Consider the following 13,696-nt stretch of genomic DNA (forward strand, 5'->3'; position numbering starts at 1 on the left):
TCATTATTTTTTTTAGGTTATAATAGAACAAGCGTTTCTATTTTAGTGCATTGGAGTTGGTTTTTTGATTCAAAATCGATTATTACAAACTTTTTTAACAGATGAAAAGATAAACAAAATTTACTTAAGTTATTTAGAACAACCTTCTGCTTACAAAAAAGACATGATTGAAAAGTTGTTTCAAATTCACGTACGAAAAGTACAGTTATTAAGTTACTTTTCAAAGGTATTACATTTCGAATCTCAAAAATACGATAAAAAAATTCGACATATGAATAACGTCAATCAGTTGATTTTAGACAAAAATGTAAATGATGGAGAGAGGACAGTTCTTGATTTAATTGAGGGGGAACAACCTTTTGATGAATTAGAGTTTTCGACTGACCTAGAACTTGTTTTTGAGGACAAGCATCTTTACAAAATCGTTTCAAATTTAAGTCCCAGGCAAAAGGACGTCCTTCATTTGCTTTACGTTGAAGGATTGACTGAAATTGAAGCCGCTCAAAGATTAGGCGTTACTAAACAATCCATTAATAAAACCAAAAATCAAACTTTGAAAAAAATTAAGCAAGATTACAAAAAAGGAGTGGTGTGAATGCCAATGTCAGAGTTAAGAAATCAAGCATTTCAACAAGAAATTTTGAACATGTTACAGCCCAAAATTAAATCGGTTTTAAAACAGACTAATTCGCAATATCGTTTGGATTTGGAACAAGAAATTTCTTTGATGATAATCACGGCTATCCAAACTAAACCATTCCAAAAAGCACCTTCGTTTTTTGAACTCGTTGAAGCTGAAAGGAAAAAAAGTCTCAAAATCGTATAGTTATTTTTGTGTGAGTGGTTTTTCGCTAAAAATTCAAAAGGTGGTAATTGTTATAAATAAAACTAACAGAGGGTTGTGGTGTAATGTGGAGGAAATGGTATCTATATACTCAAATGAAAAGGAGGTGATTAAGAAAGAAACAATTCTATCAAATATTTTCGAAGAAATGAATGGTTATATTGGGAAGAGTGTAAACAATGCGTATATGAAACCAAAAAAATTTGGACTTGAAATCCCTAAGGAAGACTTCGAATCACGATTCATGCAATATCTTTGGGAGGCTGTTGAATCATTTCAAGTTGGAGGCTCTACTTTTAAGAATATTGTGCTGCGTAGATTTGAATTTGCTGAAAAACACACTTGGAGACAATATAAAACGAAAGGAAATGAAAGCGACAAAAATGGTATTTCTTACGAATCTGCAAGATTAGACTCATTGGATAAAAGAATAAGCGGTTCTGTTGAAGGTAAAGCAACACTAGCACAAATTTCTTTTTGGAAAGCTATTTCCGCAGAAGACGAATTCCTAGATCAAATTGAAGAAAATACAATAATAACTGAATTCTCAAAAGTGAACGAAAGATATGCTAATATAATTCGATATATGATGCTAGGTTACGAAGGTGATGCATTAGCAATTGTAACTGGTGAAGCTGATTCAAATAATGCAAAAGTTCGCAAATTGGTACAACGTTCCAAAGAATCATTCAGAAAATTTTTAAAATTTCGGGAGAAACAGTACTAGTATTGTTTGTAGAAATCCTTTATAAGGAAGAGAACCTGCCCAAAATATTTCAGAATTAATACAAACTAATAAGACTGAATACTCAAAAAAGCATAAAATTTTTAAAAAATGTAAAATTCGAACGATAAAAAAGAACGTACGTTCTAAAAATAGAGCGTTAGTTTCTATAAAATTAATCTCAAAGGAGAGATATTAATGGATGAAATGGTATTGACAGTACAAAGATGGCTTAATAGCAAGTACCGACTTGAGGAAGGGTGGCAGGGAGTTCCTGAGACTGGTAAGACGGGATTGCCCACAATGTATGGTTTAACACGAGCACTTCAAATCGAATTAGGAGTAAGGCCACTTGCTGATAGTTTTGGACCACTCACAGCTTCTACTTATAAACAATGGGGTGAAATGCAACTTGGTTCAGTTCCCACTAATGACAAAGGTAAGAATATTGTTCAGATACTTCAAGGGGCGTGTTTCTGTAAAGGCTACAATCCTGGAGGGTTTGATGGAAGTTTTGGTGAAAGAACCAAATCTGCTGTTTTAAAATTACAAACCGATGCTTGGTTACCTGTCAGGGATGGCAAGGTTTATGACTATATTTTTAAAGCATTTTTAACTATGGATGCCTTTGTTCTTGTGCCTGGAGGAGATTCTAGAATAAGAGAGATTCAACAGAATTTAAATTACCTTTACTATCAGACAGCTGGAGTCCAACCTACTGATGGTATTTATCAAAGAAATACGAATAAAGCTTTAATCTACGGTCTTCAAACAGAAATAGGAATTCCTCCCGCTAACCAAACAGGAGCAATAGGTCCTGCTACCACTGCAGGATTACCGACTTTAATGGTCGGAAGTAAAGGGAACTTTGTAAGATTATTTCAATATGCCCTGTATGTTAATAACCATGATTCTGGAGTTTTTGATGGAATCTACGGAAATGGAGTAAAAGCAGTCGTAGCTGAATTTCAGAGATTTGTAGGATTAGTAGCAGACGGTATTGCAGGAAAACAAACCTGGTTATCTGTATTAATCAGTACTGGTGATCCAAACAGAAAAGGAACGGCATGCGATTGCATCACAATGATTACTCCTGCCAAAGCTCAAGCCCTTAAAAGTGCTGGTTACAAGACAGTCGGCCGATACTTAACAAATGCTTCTGCAACTGGTCTAAACAAAAAGATTCAACCCGGGGAACTGAAAAACATTTTTGATGCTGGATTAACCGCCTTTCCAATTTATCAAACAATTGGAAACGTCGCATCATATTTCAACCCTGATCAAGGCAAAAAAGATGCAAGAGCAGCTAACGCAGCAGCACAAGATCATGGATTTAAAAAAGGAGTTACTATTTATTTCGCGGTAGACTTTGATGCTTATGGAGGCGATATTACAAACAATATTCTTCCACATTTTAAGGCAATCAAAGAAACGCTTGATTTCTATGGAAAATACGAAGTTGGAGTATATGGTCCAAGGAATATTTGTATTCAAGTGTCCGAAGCTGGTTATGCCAAGCATAGTTTTGTTTGTGGCATGTCAACTGGATTCAGTGGAAATCTCGGGTATCCACTTCCAAGCAACTGGTCATTTGACCAAATATCTACTGTTTGGATTGGTTCTGGTGATGGAAGAATCGAAATTGATAATAATATTAATTCGGGCAAGGACCCTGGAGCCGGTTCTATTGATACACCGTCTTCTAAACAAGATGTTGACTTAAAAAGTGAATATGAAATGGATTTACGAACAGAGGCAGCCGACTATATCCATTCGGTTATGACTGCAGGACAAATAGCAGTTGTGTTATGGCCAAGGGAAGTTGCTGTCCAAAGAGCCATTGACTATGATGATCTGATTACCGATCTAAGTAATAAATATCAAATGAGAAAAGCTCTTATCCAAACTGTGCTAGCATGGGAGTCGGCCTTGATAGGTCCAGATGATATTGCCGGGGATGCGCTTGTTTCCGCAACCCATCAATATTATGAATACTTGGAAGCATGGGAAGCTCTATCTCCTGAACTACAAGCCATCACGCCGAGACCAATTCCACCTCTAGTGGAGGATGATGACTCAAGTACGGGATGGTGCCAAATCTTCGCTAGAACGGCTATTAAAGGTCTAAACTTTGCTAAAGATAAAGGATGGAGAACGGGTAAAACCTATGACCCAGATAATCTAAAAGATGTATGGGAAGTATGGAGAAATCTTAAAGAAGACGATGCATATAATATTTCGGTAGCAGCATTGGTGCTACTATGGGGTGCTGAGTCAGATCTTAACCTTAGCAGTGACTATTTAAGTTACGGAGAAGAAGATATTAAGAGAGTTCTTGCTCGATACAATGGAACTAATGAGAAAGCCAAGGAATACGGTGAAAGAAACTATGGAACTTATCAAGTATTCGAAAAGTATAATGCATTAAGTAGAAATAACTAAGCATAAAAAAGCCAGGAAGATTATTCGCACTGACCTAGAAACATGAGACAAATAAAAACACCTTTCGTTGAGAAGCGGGTATACAATACCTAAATCATCAATGTGGAGGTGTTTTTTCTATGGAGACAAGAGCCAGTTATTCAGTAGAAATGAAATTGAAGGCCATTGAAATGCAGTTCGCTAAGGTGCCGGTAAAAGAAGTAATGGAAGAATTGAGTATTCAAACTATACGCAGCCGAAGACATGAATGCGGTGGTATCGAAATGGAGATTACTTATGATAACAATATCCGTATTCAAACTAAACTAAACAGCCAATCGCCGGTTCAATACCGTCAATTGGCTGCATAGTAGGGTATTTTATTCCTGTCTTAAAAAGGGAAGTCGAAGTCAGTACCATTTCTTCTTGGTATTTACTATCTAGCCAAATCTCCGAAGGCAGAAGTAAATTCTGTTCTTACCTGGATGATGAATTCTATCGGTTCTCCGGTATTATCTTTGGTATGTAGATTCTCACGGGTCTTTCCTTCATACCAAGTTCTCTTACCATCAAAGGTCTTTTTAATCTCTTCGTCGCCTTCAAAGTAAATTTCAAAACCTCTTTCTTGTTCTTTATAATAATCATACACTTCTTTTTCACTAAGTTCAGAATATAACTTTTTGTAGACAACTACAGTTGGTTGTCCCCCACTACCCCATGGTCCTCCACCGTAGCTAACTCCATAATCAAATCCTTGTTCAAGCACTTTTGTTTTTGGAGGAAGTGGATAAGAAAAGACTTTATTTGCAATCTCTTCAGCAGCTTTTTTATCTTGGCTAAAAAAAGATACAGCCAACCATGAAACTGCTAAAATGATTGATAAGATAATCAAAATCTTATATTTTTTATTCAAAAAATCTCTCCTATCTTAATATCTCTTTAATTTAATTATATCAAGAGTCGGGGATTCACGTACAAATTAAAGAACAGACTAAAAATACTGCTCGGCTGTTTATTTACAGTTTTAGAAGGAAGTTTCGAAATAAACATGGTGTCCAATCGTTCAAATTTTCGAAAAATCATTCTTTATTATAAAAAGATTGATACAGGTATGAAAAATATGGGCTATGATTTTCTTTTAGAATCAGCATTTGAAGCTATGTTTTGAACAATCTTTATTTCAAACCAACAATGGTTTAAAGTAAATATAAACTATTATTATTATTAAATATAATGACCTAATAATTCAGGTTTCCAGCGATGAATTGCAAGGCTTTCTTTCTCAAATACTTTCTCTAAATAGATTTCCGTAGTTTCTAACCTTTCATGCCCGAGTGATCTCATGATGTCATAATATATATGGATAATCGGATTAGTAGGTACAGTATGAAAAAAGGAAAATGGGAAATAACGGGCATATTCCTACAAGCAAAACATGTACTGCCACCATTATATACCAAAGCATCTTGGTGGAAGCGACAAATTCAACAATTACGTATCCTCCAAAAAGAGGTACATGAATTAATTCATATGACTGACAAATTTAAGGCGAATATACTCATAAAAATTTTGGGCATCACTGAATCGATGTTAGAAAAAATCAATAAATATCGAGAAAAATGTGAGCTAGAAATAATCAAATAACCCAAATCAACAAGAGTAACTTGGAACTTATAATTATAATACCATCGCTAGATGGAACGCGGAATGCTTGGAAACAGAAACTGGCACGTTCCATACGGAGTAGGGGAAAAGCTGGAGATAATATCAAATGCTTACCTATTACTAACGGTTTGTTGAATAAAAAATTTCTAATTTTCGATGAAAATGTCCCAATCGTAGTATCGGATGGATTTAATCGAATGATAAAAAATTTGCAATAGTGTTCTCCTTTATATTCGGTACGACAAGGGTTAGCTTTTATTGTTACAGCCTGATATTGTTGTTATGTAAACCTAGAATGAATAGAGGTTTTTTTTACAGTTATTTACACGGTTAATGATGTATGGTAATTTTAGGTATAATTATAAATCGAGGAGGTAAAGAAATGAAATGGATTCATGTTTTTGGCATAGTTGTTTTAACAGCGTTGGTGAGTACAGGTGTTACATATTTGGTTATGGAGAAGAACTATGAAAATGAAGCTTCTAAAGTTTCCGAGACTGAATTAAATAGCGATTTAAAAGAAGATGAAAAAGAAAAATTTGTATCGATAGTGGATACGAGTGGCAGGGGTTGGGAGGATTCTACTTACTCCAAGAGGATTGATGAGTGGGAAAGTGGCGATGAACCCTTCGTTGGCAATCTAGTAGAAGAAGTGATTCAAGAGATGGCGCACCAAAAGATTATCGCTGAGACAAAAGAAGGTTCTATTATGATTACACCAGAAAGAATCGACATTTTAATACAGATGGTAGAAGAAAACAAAGATAAATATGAACGTCAAGCACAGTATGATAAATATGCACGTCATGAAATGTATCTAGATATATTAAAACGTTGGAAAAAAGGTGATTTTTCAACAGTTGACGATGACCATAATATTTTAATGTTTATTCAAGGTGGGAAATTGCCTGAAGGGTTAGCGACAGGCATTGCTTCGGAAGAACAAGAGAAACACTATATATTCCAAGTTTTCGCTAAAGAGGTAGATGAAGTCTTTGGTTCGACAGAAAAGCAGAATTAAATTCTGCTTTTCTGTGCTTGATGTGGATGTTATCTTTAGGGTTAATGTTTTGCAATGATATGAACCACTAATACATATTTGTTTGAAAAGATTCTGCGCGGTTTATAGAATCTTCACCCTTGTTTTTATGTGTGCAGAATTTGTGGCAACGCTATAACAAGTTTTATTAAGCTACCATGAAAGAACGTAATTTTCTTGCATATTTTGCGGTGAAGCAGGGCTTCATGGATGGCTAACGGGGGGCTTTAGTTGAATAAGGAACACTAAAGTAATCAAGTAAATTATAACGAAAGCATCCATTTTAAACAATTTTTTTCAAAATGGATGCTTTTATTTTATGGCTATATGAGGTTTATAGAGCAATTTGTAAAATTAAATCTCTTCTATTATATATATTCTCCAAACAACTCCGGTTTCCAACTATGAATAGCATGGTTTTCTTTTGCGAATACTTTCTCTAAATAGATTTCTGTTGTTTCTAACCGTTCATGCCCAAGGGATCTCATAATGTCATATACATCCACTTTATTTAATCGAGAGATAATCGCGAATGCATGACGGAAATAATGGGGGGTAATTATAACTTGTTCCCGTTTCTGCTCTTGGTATAGTTTATTGATTTCTTTCGACACATATTGAGACAGATAAGAAGGAGAATATGCTTTACCGGTATTCGTCGCAAACAAAGGATCTGCTCCGTCCGACTTTTCAATAGAAGGAAGTCCTCTTGCAAATCGGAACATCTTAATGCTATTGACGACTTTTTCTTTTAAAGGTATATGGCGTCGCTTATTTCCTTTACCTAAAACATTCAAATAATAACCGCCAAGTATCGTATCCACTTGTAAGTCTTTTACCTGCAGCGAACAAAATTCCTCGTTCCGTATTCCAGTAGTAGAGAGAACATGCACAATGGTGAACATGATGGGATGCTCCATATCCCGAAAGGTAGTCAATAAGTAAATCACTTCTTTTGATCCCAGGTCTCTATTTGGACGTTCATCTTTCCGAACGCTAGCAATACGAAAGCCGATCTGTATCGGCTCTTTTATATAGCCAACCTTATAGAGAAAAGCGAAGAAAGATTTAATGATCGTCGTCTTTCTTTCAATGGTAGCTGGTGAATATGGTCCTTTCTTTAAAACATGTGGACTTTCGGTTGCTAACCACTCTTGATACCGCCTTAAATGTCTCGATTCTAACGATTTAAACAGAGAACCCTCTATTATATAGTCTAAATCTATATTGATTACAGTTCCGTATTGAAGCAGCTGCTCCACAAACAAAGTCAATTCTCTTTCGTATTCGTAAATCGTCCTTTCGGAACGGTCTTTCTTTTTGTCTACATTTTTCTGTTCATTCAAATACCAAATCAACATATCGGTATCTGAAAAATCATGAAAGCGAGGTTGTTTCTTTTTTTCTGCATCATCTAATTGATTTTGTAAAATAGGGAGTATCGCTTTGTTGTTTAGTTGTTCTTTCCAAATATCTATTTTATATCCAGTCGCTTTTATCTCCATCCCTTTACTCATTTATAACACTCCTTTTACCTTTGCATTATATTTATATAAATATGAATATAAAAATATTCTATCGAACTTGTATTCTATTATATCATGTACATTTCCGATAAATATCTTTAAAAATACTCTACATAAAAAAATACTACATTTGTTTATGTGGATTTTAATAAAAGAAAATAAATATTATTTTATAATTATATTTAAAATTGAATAAAATATTTTCATATATTATAATGGTAAATATAGAATATTTATATATTAAAATTTCTAATAAAATTAATTTATTAGTTTTATTCAATAAATAAGAAGAGTTTGTGAAAATGAATTTGAAATCATTAGTCACTTTGATGTTTCATTACGTACAACACTTTTACTAGTAGCTTGTAACAATTAAAAAGCCAAAAAAAATTACGAATCTGGGTTATGTTGTTTATGCTCTTTATTAAAAAATAGTAATTCACTATATTATCAATATGATTACTGTCGAAAGTAGGTGAATATATGACAGAGTTAGAACAACTCTCTTTATTTGAGATACCTTCATCTAAAAATAAAATACAGGATAGAGAAGAAATACATATAGAGGTACAAGAAGCACCTTACGTAGAAGAAATTGTTCCTTATGAGATAGGGGATACCGTCCGAGTAGATCCAGATAAATTAGCTGAAAAAGATGTACTGAATTACAACTATCTGCTCGAATATCTAAGAAAGAAAGGAATCGTCAAAAAGGTCATAAAAAACCCTACTTTACAATATGAAATCGCTTATGGAGATAAGATTGCTTTTCTATATCACACGGACTTGACCATATAAGGAAAGGGGGAGTTTGATTATGGTAGAGAAATATAAAAATATCATCATAGATCCTACACAACATGAGTATTGTTTTACCCTCGGAGAACTAGATTGTTACAAATTAAAAACTGGTAGATGTACTTTTGAACTTAGTGAGCAAGAATACGAAGAAGAAAGCTCGAAGTGTGGTCATGCACATTATTTTGAAGGGCGTGTCGGTTACTGTCGAGAATTACTTAATATGATGATTAGAGACAATGCTGGAACTGAAAACACCGGTATTCGCGGTTTTCGAAATTCATGTGGTCATATTTCATTTTCAGATGGTCAACATCGTAGCTGCATCGCAAAGAAAAACAAGATGAATGCATTATTCTTTGAGTATTTAGGGAATAATAATTCGTCATTATGCGGTGTTTGTTCCGCAAAGGAAGGCGATTCTAACTCAAAAGAAAAGTTTACAATCCTTAACAGCTTTAAAAAAGTAAAGAAAAAACCTTATGGCGAGCCTATTGAGATTTTAGACCAGGATCTTTGATGGAAAATTAAATGTGAATTTAAGGAGAAGTAAGCAAAATTGATATTCCATGGATAGATACGGTTATCTGTTCAGTAGACACATAAAATGTCTTAAAGAAAGGGTGGAGTACTCAATACCTAACAAATAAAAAATCTACAGAAAGAAAAAATGGTAGCAATGATGAATATTAAACATAAGTTTTTCTTATTTAAGAGGAAGTTAATTTTGATGATGTACCCTCCTATCATGTCTACAAGACGAGGAAATTATATTCGGATCACTCGGATAGCAAACGAAGGGTTCAATGTAAAAGCATATAAAACAGAATTTGTTTATGCACATACTGAAAGATTTATTGACGTAACAGTTGATGAAATAAATGCCCCAGTTAAATCTATAGACCGTTCTCATTATATTATTCCAGGATTTGATGAAAATTTGATGATAGGGTGTTTTTGCTTTTTTTATCTTTTTAATATTTCACAAGCAGAAGCTAAAGGGAATTTGCCATTTAGAAGTTCCGACAAGCTAAATGTAGCTTATTTGCATGAGAGTGAAATTGTATGGGTTAAAAATGTAAAGGAATCGGGAAAAATAAATGAACGATTAATTAAAATTACGAAGGAATCAGAAAATCCATATACAGGAGAAAAATCAGTTTTTGAGGATGATTGGAGAAGGATCAGTGACTGGGTAAGGATGCCACTATCGTTAGCATTACAAAGAACAAATAAGCATAAACAAACTCAGAAGCATATTGATGAAAATATTAGTCAAATCTATTTAGTGGACAAACAAATAAATAGATTGAAGAGTATAAATCAAATATTATTTCAAATTGCTGAACATCATATTAAATGACGTTTAATGTGTCACAGTTCGTATGAAATGCGTAGTAATTAAGAAATCATCTCAGGGCAATACATTGCAACAGATTGGTAAGAAGATCAAACATAGTTCATTCTCTTGAAGCTCTAAGCACAGTAAAGAAAAAACACTTATAAGAAAGTATGGTGTGAAAAAACATGACGCATCCCGATGATACAAATAGCCAAATAGAAAAACACTATACACGAAAAGAAGTGGCAGACTTACTCGGTATTTCTAAAGTAACCGTCTATCATTATGCAAAACAAAATAAAATCCGAAAGGTTCCGGATCCACATCGCACCAGGAGAGAAGCTAGGTATTACGCTACCGAAGTAGATCAACTTGCGGAGCAGCGTAAAGAGTTGCAAGTAGAAGGATATTCGACAACTGAATTAGGGAAAAAACTAGGTATTTCCCAACAGAAGATATACCAACTCATTAAAGAACATAATCTACCCGTACATGAAGTTCCTCATGGGGATGAACGGATTCGCTATGTAATTCCAGAAGAAACCGCACAATGGATGAAAGAAGAAATTAAACGGACTGCTCCTACTCGTGGGATTCGTTCAGAGTTTTATGATAGCCATTTAAACATTGCTTTGTACCAACTATTTACGTCTGCAGACGATCGCATAGAAACTCGTGTCGTTCGTAACGATATAGGAGAATGGGGATTTTATTCATCTTCTCGTTCCTGGATTCCTTACGATAAAGCTATTGAGCAATACGGTTATAAGGCGGTTTATGAACTACATCGACCATTGATAAAGCTAAACGGTTATACAGATTTTATCTTGCCAAAAGAGAATGAATTATCCTACCTATTCTTAGACTACATCTATTTACGTAGGGGAATTGAAAACATTCGTTTAAGAGAACATGACAATCACTTGGCGCTATCCGTAAAAGCGGGAGCCTTACAGGTAACGGATCAATTACCAAATGTACTAACAGATGAAGTGATTCAATCGTTTTTGGTTGGGGGAGCAGGTGAAGTGATTAACCAGGAAGAAGATTGGATATTTGTAAGTGGTTATCATAAAACCTCCATAGAGCTCCCTGTGACCATTATTGAGACATTACACCACCTAGCAGAAGTCGAGAAGCTCTCGTTCAACGAATTGCTGGAGCAGGCGTTAGAGCGATTTATACAGTCACAACAACCTTAGTGGCTGCTCCAATACTGCACACTTCGAACACAGTATCTACTGAAATAAAGTTAATCTTGGAATGTACTATTATCAATAGGTTAACAAAGTTAATCTATGTTAACATTCCGAGATTTTTAGAATGAAAAGTATAAAACTATTATAGGAGAGTACTAAAATGAAAAAGAAAATGAACTATTTAATCTTACTTTTAACAACCATCTTTATGGTTGGTTGTACCAACTTAGAAGATGTATCCATTACAGATGTAGAAACAGATTCACAAGAAGTAACAACAAATAATAGTGAAACAGAAAAAACTACGGTAACTGAAAAATCAGTATCAGAAAAAACATCAACTCAATCAAAAGATGAACTGTTCAAAGGATACAAACTGATTGAAGTTGATGGTGGCGATTTGTCAGGACATCGCGAACCTAACGTCGTCGTTGACATTGGTTTTGGGGACCGAAAGTACTATTCTTTCACCAACGAATATGGCCAAGTAATCCGTGTCATTGCTGAAGAAATCGTTCTACAAGATGACCGTACCGAACCCGTAACATCATCTGGCAGATACTACGCTGATGAAGCAAAAGTTCCTGGTGTCGAGAGAGCAGATTTAGATGAAGGACATATTATTGCAGATTCTCTTGGTGGGGTATCAAACGCTTATAATATTACGCCACAAGATAGTACGCTTAACCGACATGGTGATCAAGCATATATGGAAGACGCTATTCGTAAAGCTGGTGGAGCTACTATTTTCGAAGCAATTATCACATATCCTAATACGGAAACGCAGATTCCTTCTCATTACAAGTACACTTACACTTTAAAAGGGAATAAAATTGTAGATGAGTTTGATAACGGCAACCCTGATGAAATAAATAAATCTCTAGGATTAACTGAAAGTAAATCAACTAATTCAAATAAGTCAACAAGTTCTAAAAAGTCCAATGCTTCGAATGGCACTGAAGATATTTCTAGCGTTGATACAAATGGAAATGGACAAGTGACGATTAAAGAAGCAAAAGCAGCAGGTTTTAGTATGCCAATATCGAGTGATCATTATTTATACCCATATATGATCGATAACGATAAGGACGGTATGGTAGGTGAGTAAGCCCCTAGAACTTTGAGGCAAAATAAAGACCATCATTTTACGATGGTCTATTTTTTATCTAAAACATCAAGTGGACCTCAGAAATCCATTGTGAAATGTTACACTTAAACTAACGCAGCAGGTTAGTGGAATAAGAAGGTTTATGTGTGAATGGCGTTGAATAAGTTAATATATGTGAAATTTTTGAACAAAAAAAGGTGTTTTAAGGGATACTTTACTTAAAGTTGGAACTGGTACTTTTTTATTGAACTAACGAGTTATAAGAATTGATAATGAAAAATTATAAGTAGTTAAAACTGGGAGGGTGTCTGTGAAATATTTATATACGATTATCATAATTTCTATATTGATCATGAGTGGATGTTCTAATAATGGGTCTGGGAATGATTTAAAACAAGAAAATGAACAGTTAAAGCAAGAAAATGCAAAGTTATCAGTAGTTAAAGAGGAATTAGAATTAGATTTGAAAATAGCTAGCTTGGAAGCATCTAGGAAAAAAGATCAATTAACTAGTGAAATAACTTCATTACAAATCGACAATGAAAAGCAAAAAGAAATAATTAATCGTTATCAGAATGTACTGGGATTTTCCATTTCGGGTAATCGTACCATCGCCGATGCTTTGAATATCTTTTCTCCTGATCAAGTAAAAACGGATAACCAAATCGCCGATCTAATCGTTTCAGATGTAAAGAAGGAGGCAAACAATGACGCAACAGGTTACTTTATAAAATTCACTGGTGAATTTGAAGTCAGAGGCTCCATCATTCATGATGTGAGTGGAGAAAGTGAGTATTCCTTTATAGTCAAAGAGAATTTGGAGACCATGCCACACACATTATGGCAATTTGAAAAAGGAAGTATCTTCTTTGAAATTACAAATAATGAAGATTTAAGAAAATCATTGGGCGACAAATTAGAGGCTTTACCTGAAGATGGTCAACTAGATATAGTTGGAGTTTTTAAAAATTATTCTTATAACGAAGTTCCTGAATCGGACTCTCTGCCGAGTTATGCTGAGTTTGTAAGA

The 13,696-nt window shown here is 34.5% G+C and carries 14 protein-coding genes and 1 pseudogene; 13 read left to right on the forward strand and 2 right to left on the reverse strand.

Annotation, left to right across the window (positions count from 1 at the left end; all coding sequences use genetic code 11):
• Positions 1-64: 64 nt before the first annotated feature.
• From MHH81_RS21185 to MHH81_RS21430, 5 genes and pseudogenes are all read left to right on the forward strand, one after another.
• Entirely contained in the window at positions 65-595 is a 531-nt protein-coding gene (locus MHH81_RS21185; RefSeq protein WP_340925683.1) for an RNA polymerase sigma factor, read from the forward strand.
• The gene (locus tag MHH81_RS21190; protein WP_340925686.1) at positions 596-826 is read left to right on the forward strand and encodes a hypothetical protein; all 231 of its coding nucleotides are present in this window, start codon (positions 596-598) and stop codon (positions 824-826) included. It begins immediately after the preceding gene.
• 85 nt (positions 827-911) lie between these two features.
• The gene (gene bacL2, locus MHH81_RS21195) at positions 912-1,571 is read left to right on the forward strand and encodes a BacL2 family protein (protein ID WP_340925688.1); all 660 of its coding nucleotides are present in this window, start codon (positions 912-914) and stop codon (positions 1,569-1,571) included.
• A gap of 195 nt (positions 1,572-1,766) precedes the next feature.
• Complete coding sequence (locus MHH81_RS21200) at positions 1,767-4,010, forward strand: glycoside hydrolase domain-containing protein (protein ID WP_340925690.1); 2,244 nt, start codon at positions 1,767-1,769, stop codon at positions 4,008-4,010.
• 269 nt (positions 4,011-4,279) lie between these two features.
• Positions 4,280-4,360: pseudogene (locus tag MHH81_RS21430) on the forward strand (IS3 family transposase); the annotation flags it as partial.
• Positions 4,361-4,425: 65 nt separating this feature from the next.
• Here the strand turns inward: MHH81_RS21430 and MHH81_RS21210 are convergent.
• On the reverse strand, positions 4,426-4,902 hold the full coding sequence (locus MHH81_RS21210) for a hypothetical protein (RefSeq protein ID WP_340925695.1): 477 nt from the start codon (positions 4,900-4,902) through the stop codon (positions 4,426-4,428).
• Between the two features lie 473 nt (positions 4,903-5,375).
• Between MHH81_RS21210 and MHH81_RS21215 the strand changes: the two genes are divergently transcribed.
• Together MHH81_RS21215 and MHH81_RS21220 are read left to right on the forward strand one after the other, a co-directional pair.
• Positions 5,376-5,633: a hypothetical protein gene (locus tag MHH81_RS21215; RefSeq protein ID WP_340925697.1), complete on the forward strand. Its 258-nt coding sequence runs from the start codon at positions 5,376-5,378 to the stop codon at positions 5,631-5,633.
• Between the two features lie 403 nt (positions 5,634-6,036).
• The gene (locus MHH81_RS21220) at positions 6,037-6,675 is read left to right on the forward strand and encodes a DUF6241 domain-containing protein (protein ID WP_340925698.1); all 639 of its coding nucleotides are present in this window, start codon (positions 6,037-6,039) and stop codon (positions 6,673-6,675) included.
• A gap of 386 nt (positions 6,676-7,061) precedes the next feature.
• Here the strand turns inward: MHH81_RS21220 and MHH81_RS21225 are convergent, their stop codons facing one another.
• Entirely contained in the window at positions 7,062-8,210 is a 1,149-nt protein-coding gene (locus tag MHH81_RS21225; protein ID WP_340925700.1) for a tyrosine-type recombinase/integrase, read from the reverse strand.
• 492 nt (positions 8,211-8,702) lie between these two features.
• On the opposite strand from MHH81_RS21225, the gene MHH81_RS21230 reads away from it, so the two are divergent.
• The 6 genes from MHH81_RS21230 to MHH81_RS21255 form a co-directional block, all read left to right on the forward strand.
• Positions 8,703-9,017, forward strand: a complete 315-nt coding sequence (locus MHH81_RS21230; RefSeq protein ID WP_340925701.1) for a hypothetical protein — start codon at positions 8,703-8,705, stop codon at positions 9,015-9,017.
• A gap of 19 nt (positions 9,018-9,036) precedes the next feature.
• Complete coding sequence (locus MHH81_RS21235) at positions 9,037-9,537, forward strand: hypothetical protein (protein WP_340925702.1); 501 nt, start codon at positions 9,037-9,039, stop codon at positions 9,535-9,537.
• A gap of 150 nt (positions 9,538-9,687) precedes the next feature.
• Positions 9,688-10,380 (forward strand): hypothetical protein, encoded by a 693-nt coding sequence (locus MHH81_RS21240; RefSeq protein ID WP_340925704.1) that lies wholly within the window; start codon positions 9,688-9,690, stop codon positions 10,378-10,380.
• A gap of 164 nt (positions 10,381-10,544) precedes the next feature.
• Entirely contained in the window at positions 10,545-11,561 is a 1,017-nt protein-coding gene (locus tag MHH81_RS21245; RefSeq protein WP_340925706.1) for a helix-turn-helix domain-containing protein, read from the forward strand.
• Between the two features lie 157 nt (positions 11,562-11,718).
• The gene (locus MHH81_RS21250) at positions 11,719-12,666 is read left to right on the forward strand and encodes a DNA/RNA non-specific endonuclease (protein ID WP_340925708.1); all 948 of its coding nucleotides are present in this window, start codon (positions 11,719-11,721) and stop codon (positions 12,664-12,666) included.
• Positions 12,667-12,976: 310 nt separating this feature from the next.
• Positions 12,977-13,696, forward strand: a 720-nt coding sequence (locus MHH81_RS21255) for a hypothetical protein (protein WP_340925710.1), incomplete at its 3' end; no start/stop codon positions are given.

The organism is Psychrobacillus sp. FSL H8-0484 (genome assembly GCF_038005325.1).
Taxonomy (GTDB): Bacteria; Bacillota; Bacilli; order Bacillales_A; family Planococcaceae; genus Psychrobacillus.